This window comes from Aliicoccus persicus, assembly GCF_900110815.1.
GTDB classification, from domain to species: domain Bacteria; phylum Bacillota; class Bacilli; order Staphylococcales; family Salinicoccaceae; genus Aliicoccus; species Aliicoccus persicus.
Genome location: NZ_FOIT01000001.1, coordinates 253,655 through 273,755, shown reverse-complemented (window position 1 = coordinate 273,755; position 20,101 = coordinate 253,655). Strand labels below are relative to the sequence as shown.

Here is a 20,101-nt window from a genome sequence, read left to right as displayed (position 1 = left end):
TCTTTAATATTTGAGTTATTTAATAATAGTTAAAATTTTATATAATTGTTAGTTGCTACTAAATTGTCTTACTTTTTGAAACAAAAAAACTCCGATAACAACTTTCTATCGGAGTTTTAAATGATAGATCCTTGCAATTTCATGATCGCTTAATTTTCTCTCTTTTCTTCCCACAGTCTCGTTCGCTCTTCAAAACTAACTTCTTTATGCACTTGGTGTAACATCCATATATAGCCAAAATCATCACTAAATATTGCATTAGATACACCATAATCTTCTAAAGCTGTGACCGGCTGAATTTCTTTACATCCATTACGTATCGCCTTATTAAATGTTTCGTTGATATCAGGTACCATAATGTTAAACCAAATTGGTTTTGGATCATCTGCCTTCGGTGCCTTTAAATCAAAGTCTGGATTTTCATCTAGCATGTGAAAGCGTACGTCATACAAAGAGAAGACTACTTCATTTTCACCTTTTGGAAAATCTGTCAACCTCAATGCGTTCGATCTCAAAAATTTTTTCATATAATTACAGTGCTTTTAAGCTATCTGTAACAACCATATCAATCTCTACACCGATCATAATCAAAATACTCCTTTTTAAAGATTCATATCATTCATTTGGTTGCATAACCGCAAAGTAATTGTCTTCATCATCTGCAAAATTAAATACTTTACCAGTAGGCATTTCGACAAGGTCACCGACAGTAATCTGTTTGTTCTTAAATTCTTGATATAAACCTTCGACGTCATCTGTAATAAACATCAATGACGGTGTACCCAAATTTAATTCTGGTGACATCTTAGCTATCACTGCTTTGTCATGCAATACGATACTTGTTTCAGATTCTTTTGTTGGAGCTATTTCAATCCAACGTATGTCACCCTCTATTTGGTCATCAATTAGGCTAAAGCCAGATTTTTCTGTCCAAAATGCTTTTGCTGCGTCTAAGTTTTTTACATACACCATGACTTGTCCAAGATTTTTAAACATTTTAATCTCCCCAGTTAAATTTAATATATCTAAATAAAAACAAAAATAACTCCGATAACACATTTGCTATAGGAGTTTAGTTGAATTAGTATATTTGATTCAAATCATATTCTTCGACAACATTATGTCTACGATTAAAGAAAGTAAGATGATCTTTTACAGTATCAAGCACAGCATATGTCTCTTCGATATTACTTCTTGATCGTGAAATACTGCCTGGATTAATGCAAAACACCGACCCAATTCTTTCGACTTTAGCAACATGTGAGTGACCATATAATGCATACTTCGCCTGTTTTTCTTCTGCTTTTTTAGCGAGTATTTCTCTAGAATCACCTTTAATTTTATGCTTATGGCCATGAGTGTAGAAAATCTTAACATCATCCAAAAAGCCACTCATGGGATAATTCTCATCTTTGTCACAGTTCCCTCTTACACAGTGAAACATTTGCATTTCTTCATAGCTATATGGAAATTCACTATCACCTAAATGAATATTGATATCACATTTTTGTTCTTCATGTGCACTGCGACAAATTCTTTCCTCACCATGGTTATCACTAACTATAAGTACTCGCATGAATTATTCTCCTTTCAAAAGATTTAGCAGTGTTTGATCGTTTTGCAGTTTCTTTAAAGCATTGGCACGATGACTAATCTTGTTCTTATCTTCAAGACTAATCTCACCAAACTTCAAACCGTCAAGTGTTTCAAACAACGGATCATACCCAAAACCATTATGACCGATTAAACTAGTTAATATATTCCCTTCAATTGTTCCAGTAAACGTAATCGTTTGTTTATTTGGTATTGCTACAGCAATGACCGAAACAAATCGTGCACGTCTATTCGATTGGTCTTTCATATTTTCCAAAAGTTTTTTGTTATTTGCATCATCGCCTAAATCTCCAGCATATCTAGCCGAATAAACGCCTGGTTCTCCATTCAATACGTCAACTTCCAATCCAGAATCATCGCTAATGACTGGTAAGTTTAACAGCGTAGAAGCAGCTTCTGCTTTTAAAATGGCATTTTCTTCGAAAGTTGTACCCGTTTCATCCACATCGAAATCTGGCACTTTATCTTTAATACCGACAACGCTTATATTCAAATTTGAAAATATCTCTTTAAATTCACGAATCTTTCCTTTGTTGCCTGAAGCAACGACAATTTCATTCATAAGATCCCCTTATAATTCTATGACATTAAGCGAATATTTTTCATTTGGCAACCATTCATTTAGAATGCTTTCAAACGTTTTGCTTTCCGCTGTTAAATATACCTGTAAACGTGCAGTGACATTCATGCTATCATTGTACAAATCTTCATGACTTAAGATAAATTGAATGTCTTTTAAAGTTTCATTCGACGAATCAACGAATGTTTTAGAATGATTAAAATATTCCTCTAATGTTTCTCTTAACATTGGATAATGTGTACAACCTAAAATTATTGTATCTGCCGGTGTATCCTTATAACCATTAATTTCATTATCAATCGTCAACAAACTCTCTACTCTGTCATGATAACCACCAGATTCAATAAATGGCGCAAACGTTGAACACCCTTTACTAATCACGCGAATATCTGGATTAATTCTGTTGATTTCTTGTGCATAATAATTACTTTTCACTGTACTTTCTGTTGCAAGTAACAAAATTTGATTATTCGTCGTTGTACGTGATGCAAGACGAGCAGTTGGTTCTATTACACCAATCACAGGTATAGGATATCGTCGTTTAGCGACTTCAATTGCTGCAGCCGTTGCTGTATTACAAGCAAACACGATCATCTTCACACCCTGGTCGTATAAGAAATCAGTTGCTTTTAGGATGAATGTTTGAGCTTCTTCAAGTGTTTTATCGCCGTATGGGTATCCCTTCATATCAGCCACATATATAAAAGATTCATTTGATAATTCCCTAAGCAACGTTTGTGTAACTGTTAATCCACCGACACCTGAGTCCAATATACCTATGGGTTGATTGTTCAAATTAATCTTCCTTTACTCTTCAATATTCTGAAAGTTCGTCCATCTTCACTTTTACTGAATTTAATATTTCTTTTAACTGCTTCGATTCATCATTAGTTAAATGTTCAGTAACTTCCTTCATGTACTCGATACGTTTCTCAATGACTTGTCCGATTACATCATCAGCACGCTCTAAAACAAGAACGAGTACGATACGTTTATCTTTTTCATACTTTTCACGACGCACAAATCCACTGCGTTCTAACTTATCAACGATATCCGTCGTTGTTGAATGCGCAAGACCTAATCGCTTAGATAAATCACCGATTGTTATACCTTCCTTATCATTTGCGATTTGCAGTGCAATAAATTGTAGTGTAGATAAGTTATACTCCTTTAGTACCTCACGACCATATAAACGAACACGGTTTGAAATGATACGCATGGATCTTTCGATAGATTCAATCGATTCTTTATCTATTGTCATCGCCTCCAAAGATTGATGTTTTTCTATATTATAACGCAATTCGAAATAATTATTAGAAAAATTTCTATATTTGATAACTTTTTACTTAATTTTTTTGTGAAATTTATGCAAAAATGGGATATTCTCTGAATGAATCAGAGAACATCCCATTGCTTGTGCCAACTCAGAAAATCGTCGTGAGTAAGCACGACACCAATAAGTAATCGTATTTATCAATGTAAATCTTCTTTCTGTTTAAATCGTACTGAAATAGCTGTTGCAACGGCGAAGTAAACAAGCGCAACGATAATCACATGTAGAAAATCACCTGTATTATTATAATCCATCGGTGATGTAATTGTGTTAATGAGTAAATATGATGTGATCGAACCATCATGAATCAATGATTCTAGTGCTGATAGCAGCATACCAATTACATTTAATGCAAGAAGTACAGTAATTACAATGTTGGCCACCATTCGTCTCACAATCATCGTAATGCATAGTACGACAGCGACGAATGCCCAGTGTAAAAGGAATTGTCCAACTATTATTTTTATAAAGTTTAGTGGATCCCCAATATTAGTATTTTCAAAGAAAATCGCACGACCGACAAAATCTGTAAAAATCATAATGACGAACATGAGCAATGTAAACATTCCTAGCACGAGTAGCTTTGCAATAACTATTTGTACACGTGCATTTTCCATTGAGATAAAATTCTTATGGAAACCATTGTTATACTCACTCATATAGAACGATACTGTAAAGATACCGATATATAACATGACCCACGATGGTGATTGTGCCAAGATCATTTGCATATACTCACTTTGTGTGATGTCTACAACATTCTGACCACTGATTGGTGATATTGTTTCAAACTGTGCATTCATAAACGCTCCAAACATTTGAAATGCCATAAATACAACAAGTAGTATATACATCATCTTGTTCGTAAAGAATCTACTAAACTCCATTCGAATCATACTAATCATTAGAAACACCTACACTTTCTACGCCTGTACGCTCTAAGAAATATTGCTCCAGGCTCTGTTTATGTTTCGTAATTGAATGGATGCTTAATTCGTTCTTCGATAATAATTTGATCACCTGTTGCACTTCAACATGTGTATCAAATATATGGACGGATTTCGAATCCATAACTTTGTAAGTTTGCACATCAAGATATTGTTCTAAAACTGGCAGTACTTGTTTTATATCATCGACTTCTAATTCTATTCTTTCTTCACATGTCTCGAGCAGTTCATCACGTGATAAAATCTCAAGTATTTCTCCTTGATTAATCACTGCATATCGCGTTGCGATTTTAGATAACTCTTCGAGTATATGACTAGCAATAATTATCGTCATCCCTGACTTGTTTAGCTCCATAATTAAATGTCGAATATCGACGATTCCCTCAGGATCGAGTCCATTTATAGATTCGTCTAAAATCAAAATATCAGGATTACCTAACAAAGCTAAAGCGATACCGAGGCGCTGTTTCATCCCCATTGAGTAATTTTTTACTTTCACATCTTTGTCTTTCTCTAGACCAACTTGTGATAGAACTTTGTTTATATGTGTTTCTTTATCTTTTAAACCATAGCTGATAGCGATGAGTTCTAAGTTTCGATAACCACTATAATACGGATAAAGACCCGGTTGTTCAATGAGGACACCAATGCGTTCAAAGTACGTATGATTACTATCGACATCATGATTAAATAACCTGATGTCACCAGCTGTTGGATGAATAAATCCAGCAATCATCTTTAATAATGTGGACTTCCCCGCGCCATTTTTACCGATCAACCCGAATATGTCACCTTTGCGAATGCTGAAATTTGCATCGCTGACGGAATTTTTGTTGTTGTACGTTTTCGTTAACTGATTCACTTGTATCAGTATATCTGACATAATAACAACCTCCTCTTACTGACATATATTAAAGGAACCAGGTTAAATGAACGCTAAGGAAATATAAAGAAAGTTCAAAGCCTTTATTTGCTTAGTTTAAAGCCAATGCCCCACACGGTGTCTATATATGGCTCATCAGTCACTTCTTTTAATTTATGTCTAATATTACTCACGTGTACCGTCACTGTTTTATCTTCACCAATATACAACTCATCCCAAGCCATTTCATATAAATCTTCTTTTGAGAAAATGCGTGTCGGATTTTTAATCAACAGTTCTATAATTTTAAACTCCTTACGTGTGAAAACGATTGGTGTGTCGTCAATATGTATTTCTAACGTATCTGAATTTACTTTTAACTGCTTATGCTGATGCATCGTTTCTTTCATTTTGTTTGAACTGCGTTTTAATTGAACAGACACACGTGCGAGCAACTCTTCAATTTCAAATGGTTTCGTCATATAATCATCCGCCCCACGTTCAAACAGATCAAGTTTATGGTCAAGTTTGTCTTTTGCTGAAAGAATAATCACAGGTGTATCTGATTCTAACTCTTTTCTAAACTTTACAATCAGTTCTTCCCCTTTAAGGCCAGGCAACATTAAATCGAGAATGACCAAGTCAAATGTATTTTGGCTGAGATGCATGAGTCCTTCAGTACCTGAGTAAGCAGATGTAGTTTCATAGCCACTCGTAGTGAGCGTATCGGTGATGACTTTATTTATGTCTGAATCATCTTCTATTATTAGTATTTTATGCATCTTTAAACCTCCTATGTATCTAATCTCTTAAATGTTAAATGGATGCTGAACATTCCATTCTCAACAGTCGCATTCACTTTACCATTCATTTTAGTCATTAATGATTCGATGATCGATAAACCGAGTCCGGATGTTTGATCTGAACGAGATCGATCTGTTTTATAAAACTTTGTGAATAAATCTTTTGAATTTATTTCAGCACCGGGTACGATGGCATTTTTAAATGTGATTGTTACTTCTCTATCTTCCGTGTGATGTTGGATTTCTAATTCATCCTGACCATGATCAAAATAGTTTTTAATGACATTGTTAATCACCCGTTCTAATGCATGTGTATTTATAGATACCATAATTTTTTTGTCTGGTAAATTAATGATTGGTTCTGTACTGATCTTTTGGAAGTCATTATGAAATTCGAACAACTCACGGGTAATAAAAGGACTGATATCGATTGTTTCCAAGTCGAGTTCATAGTCCGGATTTTGCAGTTTCGTATATAAGAAGAGTTCATCCACCACCTTGTTAAGCTGCTTTACACGTGATGACGCCATCGTGATATATTCATTATCACTGCTCTGTCGACTTGCAAGTTGTAAATAACCATCAAGCGATGTGAGCGGTGTTCGAATGTCATGTGAGAGGCTGACAATGGTCTGGTTGATGACTTCATTTCTTTCTAAATAGTTCCTATCAAGTTCACGACTTGATTCTAGCAACGTGTTACAGTTTGCGACAAGATTCATAATTTCCTTCGGTCTAATATCAGTTTGAATGAATTTAAAAGATTGATGTTCTAAAACAAAATTGAGTTGTTCACTAATGTTTTTAATCTGACGCTTATAGTAAATCATATATATGGAACTAGCAACGAGTAATGCGAATAAAACGATGATGATGTAGATCATGATGGCCCTCCTTCTGTCGTACTTTTTAGTATATAACCATTATACTAAACGCAAGAATTAGACGATAAAAACAAAAAATCCCGAAACACTTTCGTGTTTCAGGATTACAGCAACAAATATTAGTTAACGACATGGTCACTTCCGAAGAATGATTTAAACATATGGAAGTTTGCTTCTCTTTGCATTGCAGCAATAGAAGTCGTTAATGGAATACCTTTTGGACATGCAGCGACACAGTTTTGTGACATACCACATTCTGCAACACCACCAACACCCATCAATGCATCAAGGCGTTCATCTTTGTTCATTGATCCAGTAGGATGCAAGTTGAATAAACGAACTTGTGAAATAGGTGCAGCACCCATAAAGTTTGATTTATCGTTGACGTTCGGACACACCTCTAAACATACACCACAAGTCATACATTTAGATAATTCATATGCCACTTGACGTTGTTTTTCTGGCATTCTCGGACCAGGTCCAAGATCATAAGTACCATCGATTGGTACCCAAGCACGTACGCGTTTTAAGCTATCGAACATTTGTGAACGATCCACTTGTAAGTCACGAATCACTGGGAATGTGCTCATTGGTTCCAATTTAATTGGTTGTTTAATTTGGTCGACTAGTGCAGTACACGATTGACGCGCCTTACCATTAATCACCATTGAACATGCGCCACAAACTTCTTCAAGACAACTTTGATCCCAAGTTACAGGGGCTACTTTGTCACCTTTAGAGTTTACCGGATTTCGTTGAATTTCCATCAATGCACTGATTACGTTCATATTCGGACGATATGGTACTTCAAATTCTTCCCAATATGAATCCGTTTCAGTACTTTCTTGGCGTTTGATCATCAGAGTAATTGTTTTGTTCTCTTCCATGATTTACTTACCTCCTTTTGATGCTGTCGAATAGTCACGTTTACGCGGTGGGATAAGACTTACATCGACGTCTTCATACTCAAAGCGCGGTGCTTCAAGTGGTCCCTGGTAATATGCTTTCGTTGTTTTTAACCATTCTTCATCATTACGTTCAGGGAAATCTGGCTTGTAATGCGCACCGCGTGATTCATTACGGTTCAACGCACCGATTGTAATCACTCGTGCTAATACGAGCATATTCCATAGCTGACGTGTAAAGAATGCTGCTTGGTTACTCCATCGTTTTGTATCACCGATATTAATGTTTTCATAACGTTTCATCAATTCGACAATCTTACGGTCTGTCTCTTCAAGCTTGTCATTAAATCTTACGACCGTTACGTTGTCTGTCATTAATTCTCCAAGTTCGCGGTGGATCAGATAAGCGTTTTCTTCACCGTTCATTGCAAGAATCTTATCGAACTTATCTTGTTCGATTTTTAACTGACGTTCGTAAATCGATTCATCGACATCATCGATGTGTTTATCTAGTGATTTCACATATTCGATTGCATTTGGTCCTGCAACCATACCACCGTAAATTGCAGATAGTAATGAGTTGGCACCTAAACGGTTACCACCATGCTGTGAATAATCACACTCACCAGCAGCAAATAGACCCGGTACATTCGTCATCTGATTGTAGTCAACATAAAGTCCACCCATTGAATAGTGTACAGCTGGGAAGATTTTCATCGGTACTTTACGTGGGTCATCACCCGTGAACTTCTCATAGATTTCGATAATACCACCGAGCTTAATGTCTAGTTCTTTTGGATCCTTATGAGACAGGTCTAAGTACACCATGTTCTCACCGTTAATACCGAGTTTTTGATTCACACACACGTCAAAAATTTCACGCGTCGCAATATCTCGCGGTACTAAGTTACCATAATCTGGGTATTTCTCTTCTAGGAAGTACCATGGCTTACCGTCTTTATATGTCCAAACACGTCCACCTTCACCTCGAGCAGATTCACTCATCAGACGCAACTTGTCGTCACCAGGAATCGCAGTTGGGTGAATTTGAATGAACTCACCGTTTGCATACACAACACCTTGCTGATAAACTGCCGCTGCTGCTGATCCTGTGTTGATCATTGAGTTTGTCGACTTACCAAAGATAATACCAGGACCACCAGACGCCATAATTACAGCATCTGATTTGAATGCTTCAAGTTCACCAGTCGTCATGTTTTGAGCGACAACACCTCGTGCTGCCCCATCATCATCGATAACTGCACTTAAGAACTCCCAGCCCTCATATTTCGTTACGAGACCATCCACTTCATATTTACGCACTTGTTCATCGAGTGCATATAGTAACTGTTGACCAGTTGTTGCACCAGCAAATGCTGTTCTGTGGAATAATGTACCACCGAAACGACGGAAATCAAGCAACCCTTCAGGTGTTCTTGAGAACATAACACCCATTCTATCCAATAGGTGGATAATGTCAGGTGCTGCCTCACACATCGCTTTTACTGGTGGTTGGTTCGCTAAGAAGTCACCACCGTAAACTGTATCATCAAAGTGAAGTAATGGAGAGTCACCTTCACCTTTCGTATTCACTGCCCCGTTAATTCCACCCTGAGCACATACGGAGTGAGATCGTTTTACAGGAACAACTGAAAATATATCTACTTGAGAACCTGCTTCAGCCGCTTTAATTGCAGCCATTAAGCCAGCAAGTCCACCACCAACAATAATTACTTTATTGTTTGCCAAAATCATTCACTCCTTATTTAAATAAATGCAAATAATGCTTGAATTCCAATCACACTAACAACAACGAATACAGCAAGTGAAACATATGCCATAATCTGTTGAGATTTTGCAGATTGTGTAATACCCCATGTCACTGCGAATGACCAAAGTCCGTTCGCAAAGTGGAATACTGTTGCAATAATACCAACAAACCAAAATGCAAACCAGAATGGGTTCGTCACGATATCAGCTACCATATCAAAGTTAACTTCAGCGCCAAAGAATACTTGGACGCGCGTCTGGAATACGTGAACGGCAATAAAAATAAATGCAATAACCCCACTAAAACGCTGTAACACGAACATCCAGTTTCTAAATGAACTGTAATTTCCTACATTGCTCTTCGATGTAAATGCGATGTAAACACCGTAAATACCATGGAACAAAATAGGTAGGTAGATAATGAAAATCTCTAGGAAAATTACGAATGGCAATTGCCCCATAATTCCTGCTGCCCAATTAAAGCGTTCAACACTAACTGTCGCCTGATGGTTAACAATTAAATGTTGAATCAAGAATACCCCTAGCGGAAGTACACCTAGCAGTGAGTGCACCCGTCTGTTAACAAAACTTAAATCTTGTTTTGCCACTGTTGTTCCCCCTCATTGTCAGAATAAATATACATTTAATACATATATTCCATTCTACTCTTACAACATGGCATAATCAAGGCGATTTAAGGTTTATTTAACGCTGAAACAACATTTTCTGCGATATTTTTTGGGATACCAATAGCCACAAAATCGTCAACTGATTTCTCTTTCATTCGTTTAATCGATCCAAACGTATTAAGCAATTTTTGTTTTCTTTTCGGACCTAGTCCAGAAATACCGTCTAGTTGAGATTGAATTGTTGACTTCCTGCGTGTTTGACGGTGGAATGCAATAGCAAATCGGTGGACCTCATCTTGAATTCTTTGCAACAAATAAAATTCCTGTGAATTGCGTTTGAGTGGAACAATTTCTCCTTTGTCACCAAACAATAATTCATGCGTTTGGTGCTTATCATTTTTAGCAAGTCCAGCGACTGGAATCTCTAGCCCTAGCTCATCATAGAGCACGCCTTTGACTGTAGACATATGTCCGAGACCACCATCCACGATGATGAGGTCTGGCAATGGTAAGCGTTCTTGTCTCACGCGTGTATACCTACGTCTGACTGCTTCCGCCATCGTTTTATAGTCATCCACAGTATCGACGGTTTTTATCTTGTACTTTCGATAGTCTTTTTTCGATGGTTTCCCATCAACGAAAGTGACCATCACGCTGACAGGATCTACGCCTTGAATGTTAGAGTTATCAAATGCATCGATGCGGATTGGTGTTTCAATGTTTAATGCTTCTCCTAAATTTTCAATCGCACGAATTGTTCGACTCTCATCACGTTTTATAATTTCAAATTTATTATCAATTGACAGCGTCGCATTTTTAATCGCCAGTTGAACCATCTCGTGTTTTTGTCCACGCTTTGGCTGCAATACTTTCGTCGGCAAGTACTCTTCGAGTGTTTCAATTGTGAAGTCTTTCGGTATATGTACTTCCTTCGGTAGAAGTGAAGAATTTAGATCATAATACTGTGCGATATATCTAAAGAATTCTTCTTCGACACTATCGTTTAGTGGAAACAGTTCCGCCTTCTTTTCGATGAGGTTACCATTTCTTATGAGCAATACACTCACACTCATCCATCCCTTATCCACTGCATAGCCAAACACATCACGCGAAGTCATATCTGATGTCATCATATTTTGCTTGACAAGCGTTTCCTCAATATGACCGATTAAGTCGCGGTACTCCTTCGCTTGTTCAAACTCTAAGTTCTCAGCTGCATCTTTCATCTTCTGTTCTAAATCGCCGACGATATGTTTCGTAACTCCATTCAAAAACTGTGTGATTTCACCGATCATTTCGTCATATGTCGATTGTGGTACTTCATTGACACACGGTCCTAAACATTGTCCAATATGATAGTAAAGACATGTCTTGTCTGGCAATGTGTTACATTTACGAAGTGGATATAACCGGTCCAACAACTTCTTCGTCTCATGTGCACTATAGGCGTTCGGATACGGTCCGAAGTATGTACCTGTCTTTTCTTTAACGACACGTGTCACGATGAGTTTGGGATGTCGTTCTTTCGTTATCTTAATAAAAGGATAACTTTTATCGTCTTTTAATAACACGTTAAATCTCGGTTGGTGTTTCTTAATCAAGTTTAACTCGAGAAGCAATGATTCTGCTTCAGAACTCGTCACGATGTAATCAAAGTCGATAATTTCTCTAACCAAGCGCATCGTTTTCTCGTCGTGTGCCCCCGTAAAATACGAACGCACTCTATTTTTTAACAGCTTTGATTTCCCGACGTATATCACTTCACCGTTTTTGTCTTTCATTAAATAACAGCCCGGTTCACTCGGTAATACAGATAATTTTAATTGCAATGCATCCATCTCTACACCTCCAATACAAAAAAGCCACCTAATTAGGTGGCTTCAATTAATGACAATTATGCATGTTTCTCAACTAAACTTAATAGTTGTTCTTTCGGTTGGAAACCAACCACTTTATCTACTGGTTCGCCATCTTTGAAAATAATTAATGTTGGAATACTCATTACTTCGTATTCTGTTGCAGTCTGCTGGTTATCATCAACATTTAATTTTAGAATATCCGCTTTACCATCTACTTCTGTCGCAAGCTCTTCAAGAACTGGTGCAATCATCTTACAAGGTCCACACCAAGGTGCCCAAAAGTCTACAAGTTTTACGCCTTCTGAAATTTCCGATTTGAAACCTTGATCGTTAACATCTTTTAATGCCATATCGAATCTCTCCTTAATCATTTTTACTGTAATCAAATTATACACAACAATATACAGCATTTACAATAACATTGCTCAAACTATGCAAATACTAAAAATAGAATGCCACCGACAAACGCAATAACGCCACATACGATTAGAATCCGTGCGAGCTTATACATATCAAAATTATCTAACTTCATAAATACCCACCTACTTCATTTCGACAATGGTTACGCCAAAACCACCTTCTGAAGGCATACCACCTCTAAATGATTGTACTTTCTTATGTGTTCGTAAAAACTTCTGAACACCAGCTTGCAAGGCACCTGTGCCTTTACCGTGAATAATTTCAACTGTCTGGTAATTTTGTAACGTTGCCTGGTCCAGATAACGATCCAGTTCGATCAATGCCTCTTCGTAACGTTTACCACGTAGATCCAGTGCACGATTCGCTGGTGCACTTTGTAAGGTCTTCTTAACGACAGATTTTTGAACTTCTTTTTTACGTTTCTTCAACTCATCCAGTGGCAGCTTCATCTTAATAATGCCCATTTGGACGACAGCTTCTTTGTCACGTTCATTTACAGATAAAACTTCACCTTTTTGAGAATAGCTGAGCACATCAACCATATCCCCTTCACGGATCGTTTCATCCGTCTTACGTTTTTTCTCTTTCTTTATTGCTGCACCTTCATATTGATCACTGATTTGTTTCTTCCTATCAATCAAGTCATGAGATTTAATATTCTCTACGCCGAGTGTGCGCATCGTCTCCAACTCTTCAATAATAGCAGTCGCTTGCGCTTCTTTTTCACGCACCATTCGATTCGCTTCTTCTCTCGCTTGTTTTTGAAGCGTCTCTTTATGTGTGTTAAAACCATGAACGAGTTCATTTAATTCATGATTTAAGTTCAGATTATCTTTCAGTAATGACTCGCTTTCCAAATCATTTTCTCTCGCTTGTTTCGTATGACGCTCAAGTGCTTCAATCATCTTATCAATATCGCTTGAATCATGTCCGATCAAACTGCTTGCACGTTCAATGACAATCGGATTTAATCCAAGTTTATTAGAGATTTCAAATGCATTTGACTTACCAGGCACACCCATCATCAAACGATATGTTGGTGACAAAGTCTCCACATCAAATTCAACGGAAGCATTGATGACATCATCTCGAGAATAACTAAACGTCTTCAAATGAGGATAATGCGTTGTTGCAATGATGCGAGAAGATTTACCGAGCAAAAACTCGATGATGCTAATTGCAAGAGAAGCACCTTCCTCTGGATCTGTACCGGCACCAAGTTCATCGAGTAATACCAACGAGTCTTCGTCTGCTTCTTCAATAATTTTAGTGATATTCGTCATGTGTGAAGAAAACGTTGATAATGACTGTTCGATGGATTGTTCATCACCGATATCACTATATACAGAATTAAACAATTTTAACTGAGCACCATCTCGACTCGGCACAGGAATTCCACTTTGCGCCATTAACACGGATAGTCCAACAGTTTTTAATGTGACTGTTTTACCACCTGTATTCGGTCCAGTAATAATGACTGCTCGGATATCGTCATCGATGAAAATATCATTTTTTACGACTTCATCACTCGGTATCAACGGGTGAAATGCACCCGGTAAATAAATGCCACCCGACGCCACAACTTCCGGTTTAGTTCCTTTAATACTGACACCATACTTAGCCTTGGCAAATACCATATCCATGTGATGCAGTACAATATCATGAGACTTTAGTGAATCACCAACAGCCGCAACCTCACTTGAAATCTCAAATAAAATACGTTCGACTTCAACAGCTTCTTCATCGCGATATTGACTTATATTATTAGACATTTGTACGATTTGTAGCGGCTCCATGTATACCGTCTGACCACTCGCTGACATATCGTGAACGATCCCTTTAAATTCCGAGCGGTACTCTACTTTGACTGGGACAACATATCTATTATTACGCGTTGTGATGATCGCATCGGATAACATGTTAGAAGAACGCGTAATTGTATTTAAACGTTCTTTCATTCGATTTTCTTCACTAATAATTTTTCTTCGAATAGACAGCAGCTGCTCAGATGCATGGTCAAGCACTTTTTCTTCATCGACCGTCTCACGTATTCTTCGATATAAGAAATGAATGTCTTCAAGACCATCAATCATCGGTGGCAAATGAGAAAACTCATACGCTTCATCTAGAAAAGTTTTAAATGTATCACCCAGTGCCTTTTTACGATAAAGCATCTGTCTAATTTGATTGAGTTCACCAACCGATAAAGGACTACCAATCTCCGCACGTTTAATAATGCCCATCGTATCAGAAATACCACTGAGCTCTACAGAACGTACACGGAGCATCGTCATCGCTTCATCGACTTCCTCAATCATCTCTTCTATCTCAACAAGCGCTGTTGAAAATATATCCGGTGAAATTCGACTCTTTGTCTTATCACTGATGCCATAATGCTTAACATCATTTAGTATTTTATTAAATTCTAATGTATCTATTGATTTTTGATTCATCTTTAACAACCTCTATAAAAAATGAGTCATATATAAATATGACTCAATTAATCAATCCAATTTTTTAGTTGACCACTTAATAAGAACGTATTATCAAGTAACTGCCTAAATAGCCCTCCGTCTACGACATCTTGTATAAACTCAAGCGGTATTAGAGCAATCATAAAAAGAATAACAACGACAACAACAATGACTTCAGCCACACCAATTGCAGCACCTACAACACTACCGATGAGTCCTAAAATCGGAACTTGTTGCAAGTAGTCAAATGCACTGATAATCAATTGGAGTACCACTTTAGCAATAATGAATATGACAATAAATGCACCCATCTTATAAAACGATGCTTCAGGATCTTCTAAATTCGGCAATGCTGTTAATGCAGATTCATCACCAGGTGCAGGATAAGGTAAAATCATATCAAAACGAGATGCTAAAAGCTCAAAGTTGAGCGCTGCAATGATTACTGCACTTAATGTGCCGAGCATATGTAAGACTTGGAGTGACAACCCTCTTCGATATCCGATGATGCCACCTAATACTAGTAAAATAATTATAATAATACTCATATAACTAACCTTGACTTTCTATTTGACTTTGAACTTGACGATACTTTTCATTTAAAATTTTATAACGCTGATTTAATTTCTCATATTCATCCATTATATTTAATGCAGTTAACATCGCTTTTCTTGTCGTATCTAAACCAGAATTCGCTCTGTTTATTTCTTGAAATTTATGATCAACAGCATGAGCGATATATTGAATATATTCAGATGATTCTTCAGTTAACACTGTATAATTTTGATTATTAATTGTAACATTAACACGCGTTTTTTCATTGGCCATAGACAGAACCCTACTCTCTAATTGCAAGACTTTTATAGATTCATTATACTGATAAGACCACTTATACACAAGATAATATATCAAAGAATGGAGTTCGTGTTAAGTATGAGCACACATAGAATATATGACATGACGTTCAAATCAATTTATAACGCTTATGTAAACAAAGTCACGAGAAAAGATTGCTCAACAGAAGAGTTGGATGAGATACTCCGCTGGATGGGTAGCTATACAGAAGAAGATTTCCAAAACGTATTAAATAACGAAGAGATGACGATGCGAGAGTTTTTCGAAAATAATGACCATCTCAATCCTTCTCGATTAGAAGTTACAGGTACAATATGTGGCGTGAAGATCGCAGAGCTCGAAGATCCATTAATGAAAGACATCCGTATTATGGATAAAATCGTCGATGAACTTGCACGTGGCAAAGCGATTGAAAAGATTAAGAGATAGTAATTGAAATAAGAAACGGATTTGGAATTTTATCTTATTCCAAATCCGTTTTGTTATGTTTGAGTAATAGATTAATAATCAAACTAACTTCTTAGCAAGGCACCATTTTCCTCAAGTGCTGCTAAAATCGGTGTATGCACCGCTTCCACTTGTTCATCCGTCAATGTTTCCTCACGATTCAAGTATTTCAAGCGAATCGCAACAGATTTTTTACCTGCTTCAACATGCTCACCTTCATACACATCAAACACGAACACATCGACTAAATATTTCTTTGCAGATTTTCTAATAATCTCATCAAGTGTATGCGCAGTCACTTCAACATCTACAACGAGTGCAATGTCACGCGTGATTGAAGGATACTTCGGTAAAATTTCATAAGCAATTGTCCGTGTCTGAATATTAAGTACATCGCGCAGTGTAATCTCAAACACTACTGTACGATTCAAATCATGGTCTTGTGCATATTTCGGATGCACTTCACCGATATAACCGATAAAATTCTCATCCAAGTAAATCGCTGCTGTACGTCCTGGATGTAGCTCATCATATAATTCTTCTTGCTTATATGTGACATGCTCAGTAAGTCCAAGCTTATCAAATACTGATTCTACAACACCTTTCGCGTAGTAGAAATCAGCAGGTGTGCCGTTACCCAACCATTCTGTTTGACCAACAACACCTGTCATGACACCTGCGAGCATGTCTATTTCATTCGGTTGTGATTGTGCATCTATAAATTCAAACACACGTCCGATTTCATACAGCACAACATTTTTCTGTTGACGGTTTAAATTGTACGTCACATTTTTTAACAGGTGTGGGACTAAACTATTTCTTAATACTTTACGCTCTTCACTCATCGGCATTAATAATCCAAGCGCTTGTGTTCTATGCGTGAACTGACGTGATTCTTTATCACTTGTCAGTGCATAGTTAATCGTCTCATTAAATCCGATTGCATTTAATTGTCTGCGAATGACGCGCGTTTTCTTTTGCGAATCCGTCAGACGGCCTGGAGTAATCTTAGAGTACTCAGGTAATGTTGATTTCAAATTATCATAGCCATATATTCTTGCGACTTCTTCGATAATATCTTCTTTAATTGTTAAATCATCACGGCGTGATGGAATCGCAATTTTAAGTGTTTCTCCTTCATCTGTGACACCGAGACCAAGTCTGTTCAATGATTCTTTAACATCTTCATCAGAAAGATCCATGCCGAGTCGGTTGTTGATGAATTCAGTAGAAATAACAATTTCACTATCTTCTAAGTCGAGTGCACCGTCAGAAATGACATCCCCGACGACTGTTCCACCTGCGTATTCTTGCAGCAGATATGCCGCTCTGTTCAATGCTTTTAGCACGAATACATGTGAAACACCTTTCTCGAATCGACTAGACGCTTCACTGCGCACATTTAGACGGTTTGATGTCTTTCTCACCGATACCTTATTGAAAACAGCAGATTCAATGATGACATTTGTCGTCGCATCACTGACCTCTGAGAAATTTCCACCCATGACTCCAGCAAGTGCGATTGGCTCAGTACCATTTGTCACAACGATATCTGTCGGTTGAAGTTTACGTTCTTTTTCGTCTAGTGTCGTCATAACCTCACCATCACGTGCATATCGCGTCGTAATTGTGTCGCTGCCAATTTTGTCACGGTCAAACATATGAAGTGGTTGACCATATTCAAGTAATACGTAGTTAGAAATATCAACGACATTGTTAATCGGACGAATTCCTGATTTAATTAAACGAATTTGCATCCAATATGGTGACGGTCCAATCGTTACATTCTCTACTGATTGCGCTGCATAAAATGGACTCGCTTCTAAATCTTCATTGGACACAGTAACCGGTGTAATTGATCCATCTGCTTTCCTATCAATTTTTACTTCAGGTTCATTTACTTCGCCGCCAAACAATGCGCGCACTTCGTAAGCCGCACCAATCATTGATAATGCATCTTTACGATTCGGTGTTAAATCAAACTCAAGTACTTGGTCATCGAGTAACAATGCTTCAAGCGCATCATCACCTGGTATTTGTTCATTTTGGAAGATAAAAATTCCGTCTGAAAATTCTTGTGGGACATAGTCACTATGAATACCTAATTCATCTAGTGAACAAATCATCCCGTGAGATTCTTCACCACGTAATTTTGCTTTTTTAATTTTTACACCGCCAGGTAAACGACCGCCAGGTAAAACAACGACAACATAACTATCCTGACGCACATTCGGCGCACCACAAATGATTTGTTGTGTATGTTCCCCTACATTAACTTGGCATACCGACAGCTTATCTGCTTCAGGATGTTTTTGAACAGACTCTACATAGCCGACAACAAGTGACTTAATACTATCTGTGTAATCAATAATATCATCGACTTCAATACCACCACGTGTAATTTTTTCTGCCAGTGTTTTTGTATCTGCATCTACATCTATAAATGTTTTTAACCACTCTTTAGAGACTAGCATCGACATGACCTCCATCTTCAGTCTGTTTGAATTGTGAAATGAACCTTAGATCATTCGTGTAGAAATGACGGATATCTTCAATTCCGTATTTCAACATTGCAATGCGGTCTGGCCCCATACCGAATGCAAATCCTGAATACTCATTACTATCGAATCCACACATTTCAAGCACGTTCGGGTGCACCATACCCGCACCTAAAATTTCTATCCAACCCGAACCTTTACAAATGTTGCAGCCATCTCCATTACATTTAAAACAAGAGATATCTACTTCAACACTCGGTTCTGTAAATGGGAAGTAGCTCGGACGCAATCTGATATCATGTGCATCACCAAACACTTCTTTAGCAAATGATTCTAGCGTTCCTTTTAAATCACTCATGCGGACATTTTTATCGACGACAAGTCCTTCGATCTGTGTGAACTGATGTGAATGCGTCGCATCATCTGAATCACGACGATACACCTTTCCAGGACATATGATTTTAACTGGACCTTTACCATCTTTAGACTTCATCACACGTGCCTGCACGGGTGAAGTATGTGTACGAAGTAACAACTCATCATTAATATAGAAACTGTCTTGCATATCTCGTGCAGGGTGTGATTTAGGTAGGTTTAGTAGTTCAAAATTATAGTAGTCGGTTTCAACTTCATATCCTTCAGCCACTTCATACCCGAGACCGATGAAGAAATCTTCAATCTCTTCAACGATGCGTGATAATGGATGTGGGGACCCAACAGATACCGTACGACCTGGCAGTGTTACATCAAGTGTCTCTTCTGCAAGTTGACGATTTAATTTCTCCTCGTTTAGTTTCGTTCCAATAGATTCAATCGTTTCCAAGATGTAATTGCGAAGCGCGTTCACTTCATTTCCCCATACCGGTTTATCTTCAGGTGAAAGGTTTTTCATCTCTTTCATTAACCCATTAACATGACCCTTTTTACCTAGGAATGTCACACGCACATCATTCAGTTGTTTTTCATCTGCAACATCAGTGATTTGTTCCGTAAAAGAAGTTTTAATTTCAGTTACTTTTGATGTATCCATATAATCTCTCCTTATTTTTACGATAAAAAAGACTTCTATCCTATATGACTAGGACGGAAGTCTCCGCGGTACCACCTATATTCCCAACGATGTGGGCGCTCTTAATTTATCGTTTTATGCATTCAGCTGAACCTGATTCTACTTTTGTATCATGTGTTTCAGTCTCGCACACGACTCCCTTAACAAAAGAT

The 20,101-nt window shown here is 37.5% G+C and carries 21 protein-coding genes; 1 reads left to right on the top strand and 20 read right to left on the bottom strand.

The genetic code is table 11. The features are described 5' to 3' along the window. Positions 1-149: 149 nt before the first annotated feature. From BMW30_RS01240 to BMW30_RS01155, 18 genes are all read right to left on the bottom strand, one after another. Positions 150-527, bottom strand: a complete 378-nt coding sequence (locus tag BMW30_RS01240; RefSeq protein ID WP_425425790.1) for a VOC family protein — start codon at positions 525-527, stop codon at positions 150-152. 88 nt (positions 528-615) lie between these two features. Continuing rightward, a complete protein-coding gene (locus BMW30_RS01235) occupies positions 616-996 on the bottom strand; it encodes a VOC family protein (protein ID WP_091473098.1) in 381 nt (126 codons plus the stop codon). Between the two features lie 85 nt (positions 997-1,081). Beyond that, positions 1,082-1,576 carry a YfcE family phosphodiesterase gene (locus BMW30_RS01230; RefSeq protein ID WP_091473097.1) on the bottom strand — a complete coding sequence of 165 codons (495 nt, stop codon included), beginning with the start codon at positions 1,574-1,576 and terminating at the stop codon, positions 1,082-1,084. Positions 1,577-1,579: 3 nt separating this feature from the next. Continuing rightward, positions 1,580-2,176: an XTP/dITP diphosphatase gene (locus tag BMW30_RS01225; protein ID WP_091473094.1), complete on the bottom strand. Its 597-nt coding sequence runs from the start codon at positions 2,174-2,176 to the stop codon at positions 1,580-1,582. Between the two features lie 9 nt (positions 2,177-2,185). Next, complete coding sequence (gene murI, locus BMW30_RS01220; RefSeq protein ID WP_180366168.1) at positions 2,186-2,989, bottom strand: glutamate racemase; 804 nt, start codon at positions 2,987-2,989, stop codon at positions 2,186-2,188. 19 nt (positions 2,990-3,008) lie between these two features. After that, positions 3,009-3,455, bottom strand: a complete 447-nt coding sequence (locus tag BMW30_RS01215; RefSeq protein WP_091473091.1) for a MarR family winged helix-turn-helix transcriptional regulator — start codon at positions 3,453-3,455, stop codon at positions 3,009-3,011. 212 nt (positions 3,456-3,667) lie between these two features. Beyond that, entirely contained in the window at positions 3,668-4,414 is a 747-nt protein-coding gene (locus tag BMW30_RS01210; protein WP_180366167.1) for an ABC transporter permease, read from the bottom strand. Positions 4,415-4,424: 10 nt separating this feature from the next. Continuing rightward, complete coding sequence (locus tag BMW30_RS01205; RefSeq protein WP_091473087.1) at positions 4,425-5,357, bottom strand: ABC transporter ATP-binding protein; 933 nt, start codon at positions 5,355-5,357, stop codon at positions 4,425-4,427. An 83-nt stretch (positions 5,358-5,440) separates the two neighbouring features. Continuing rightward, positions 5,441-6,118 (bottom strand): response regulator transcription factor, encoded by a 678-nt coding sequence (locus BMW30_RS01200; protein ID WP_091473085.1) that lies wholly within the window; start codon positions 6,116-6,118, stop codon positions 5,441-5,443. Positions 6,119-6,129: 11 nt separating this feature from the next. Beyond that, on the bottom strand, positions 6,130-7,023 hold the full coding sequence (locus BMW30_RS01195) for a sensor histidine kinase (protein ID WP_091473083.1): 894 nt from the start codon (positions 7,021-7,023) through the stop codon (positions 6,130-6,132). Between the two features lie 119 nt (positions 7,024-7,142). Next, entirely contained in the window at positions 7,143-7,910 is a 768-nt protein-coding gene (gene sdhB, locus BMW30_RS01190; protein ID WP_091473082.1) for a succinate dehydrogenase iron-sulfur subunit, read from the bottom strand. A gap of 3 nt (positions 7,911-7,913) precedes the next feature. Then, positions 7,914-9,677 (bottom strand): succinate dehydrogenase flavoprotein subunit, encoded by a 1,764-nt coding sequence (gene sdhA / locus BMW30_RS01185; protein ID WP_091473080.1) that lies wholly within the window; start codon positions 9,675-9,677, stop codon positions 7,914-7,916. A gap of 17 nt (positions 9,678-9,694) precedes the next feature. Beyond that, positions 9,695-10,306: a succinate dehydrogenase cytochrome b558 subunit gene (locus BMW30_RS01180; protein ID WP_091473078.1), complete on the bottom strand. Its 612-nt coding sequence runs from the start codon at positions 10,304-10,306 to the stop codon at positions 9,695-9,697. 86 nt (positions 10,307-10,392) lie between these two features. Beyond that, complete coding sequence (gene uvrC, locus BMW30_RS01175) at positions 10,393-12,165, bottom strand: excinuclease ABC subunit UvrC (protein WP_091473076.1); 1,773 nt, start codon at positions 12,163-12,165, stop codon at positions 10,393-10,395. Positions 12,166-12,221: 56 nt separating this feature from the next. Continuing rightward, entirely contained in the window at positions 12,222-12,536 is a 315-nt protein-coding gene (gene trxA, locus BMW30_RS01170) for a thioredoxin (protein ID WP_091473074.1), read from the bottom strand. A gap of 192 nt (positions 12,537-12,728) precedes the next feature. Next, a complete protein-coding gene (locus BMW30_RS01165; protein ID WP_091473072.1) occupies positions 12,729-15,059 on the bottom strand; it encodes an endonuclease MutS2 in 2,331 nt (776 codons plus the stop codon). A 47-nt stretch (positions 15,060-15,106) separates the two neighbouring features. Next, positions 15,107-15,628 carry a CvpA family protein gene (locus BMW30_RS01160; protein WP_245705605.1) on the bottom strand — a complete coding sequence of 174 codons (522 nt, stop codon included), beginning with the start codon at positions 15,626-15,628 and terminating at the stop codon, positions 15,107-15,109. A 4-nt stretch (positions 15,629-15,632) separates the two neighbouring features. Continuing rightward, the gene (locus BMW30_RS01155; protein WP_091473070.1) at positions 15,633-15,908 is read right to left on the bottom strand and encodes a cell division protein ZapA; all 276 of its coding nucleotides are present in this window, start codon (positions 15,906-15,908) and stop codon (positions 15,633-15,635) included. 105 nt (positions 15,909-16,013) lie between these two features. Between BMW30_RS01155 and BMW30_RS01150 the strand changes: the two genes are divergently transcribed. Next, on the top strand, positions 16,014-16,364 hold the full coding sequence (locus tag BMW30_RS01150; RefSeq protein ID WP_091473068.1) for a DUF2200 family protein: 351 nt from the start codon (positions 16,014-16,016) through the stop codon (positions 16,362-16,364). 83 nt (positions 16,365-16,447) lie between these two features. Here BMW30_RS01150 and pheT read toward each other — a convergent pair whose 3' ends face one another. Continuing rightward, positions 16,448-18,856, bottom strand: coding sequence for a phenylalanine--tRNA ligase subunit beta (gene pheT, locus BMW30_RS01145; RefSeq protein ID WP_091473066.1), 2,409 nt, complete (start codon positions 18,854-18,856; stop codon positions 16,448-16,450). Next, positions 18,843-19,910: a phenylalanine--tRNA ligase subunit alpha gene (pheS, locus tag BMW30_RS01140; protein ID WP_091473064.1), complete on the bottom strand. Its 1,068-nt coding sequence runs from the start codon at positions 19,908-19,910 to the stop codon at positions 18,843-18,845. The genes pheT and pheS overlap by 14 nt, the downstream gene beginning before the upstream one ends. Between the last annotated feature and the right edge of the window lie 191 nt (positions 19,911-20,101).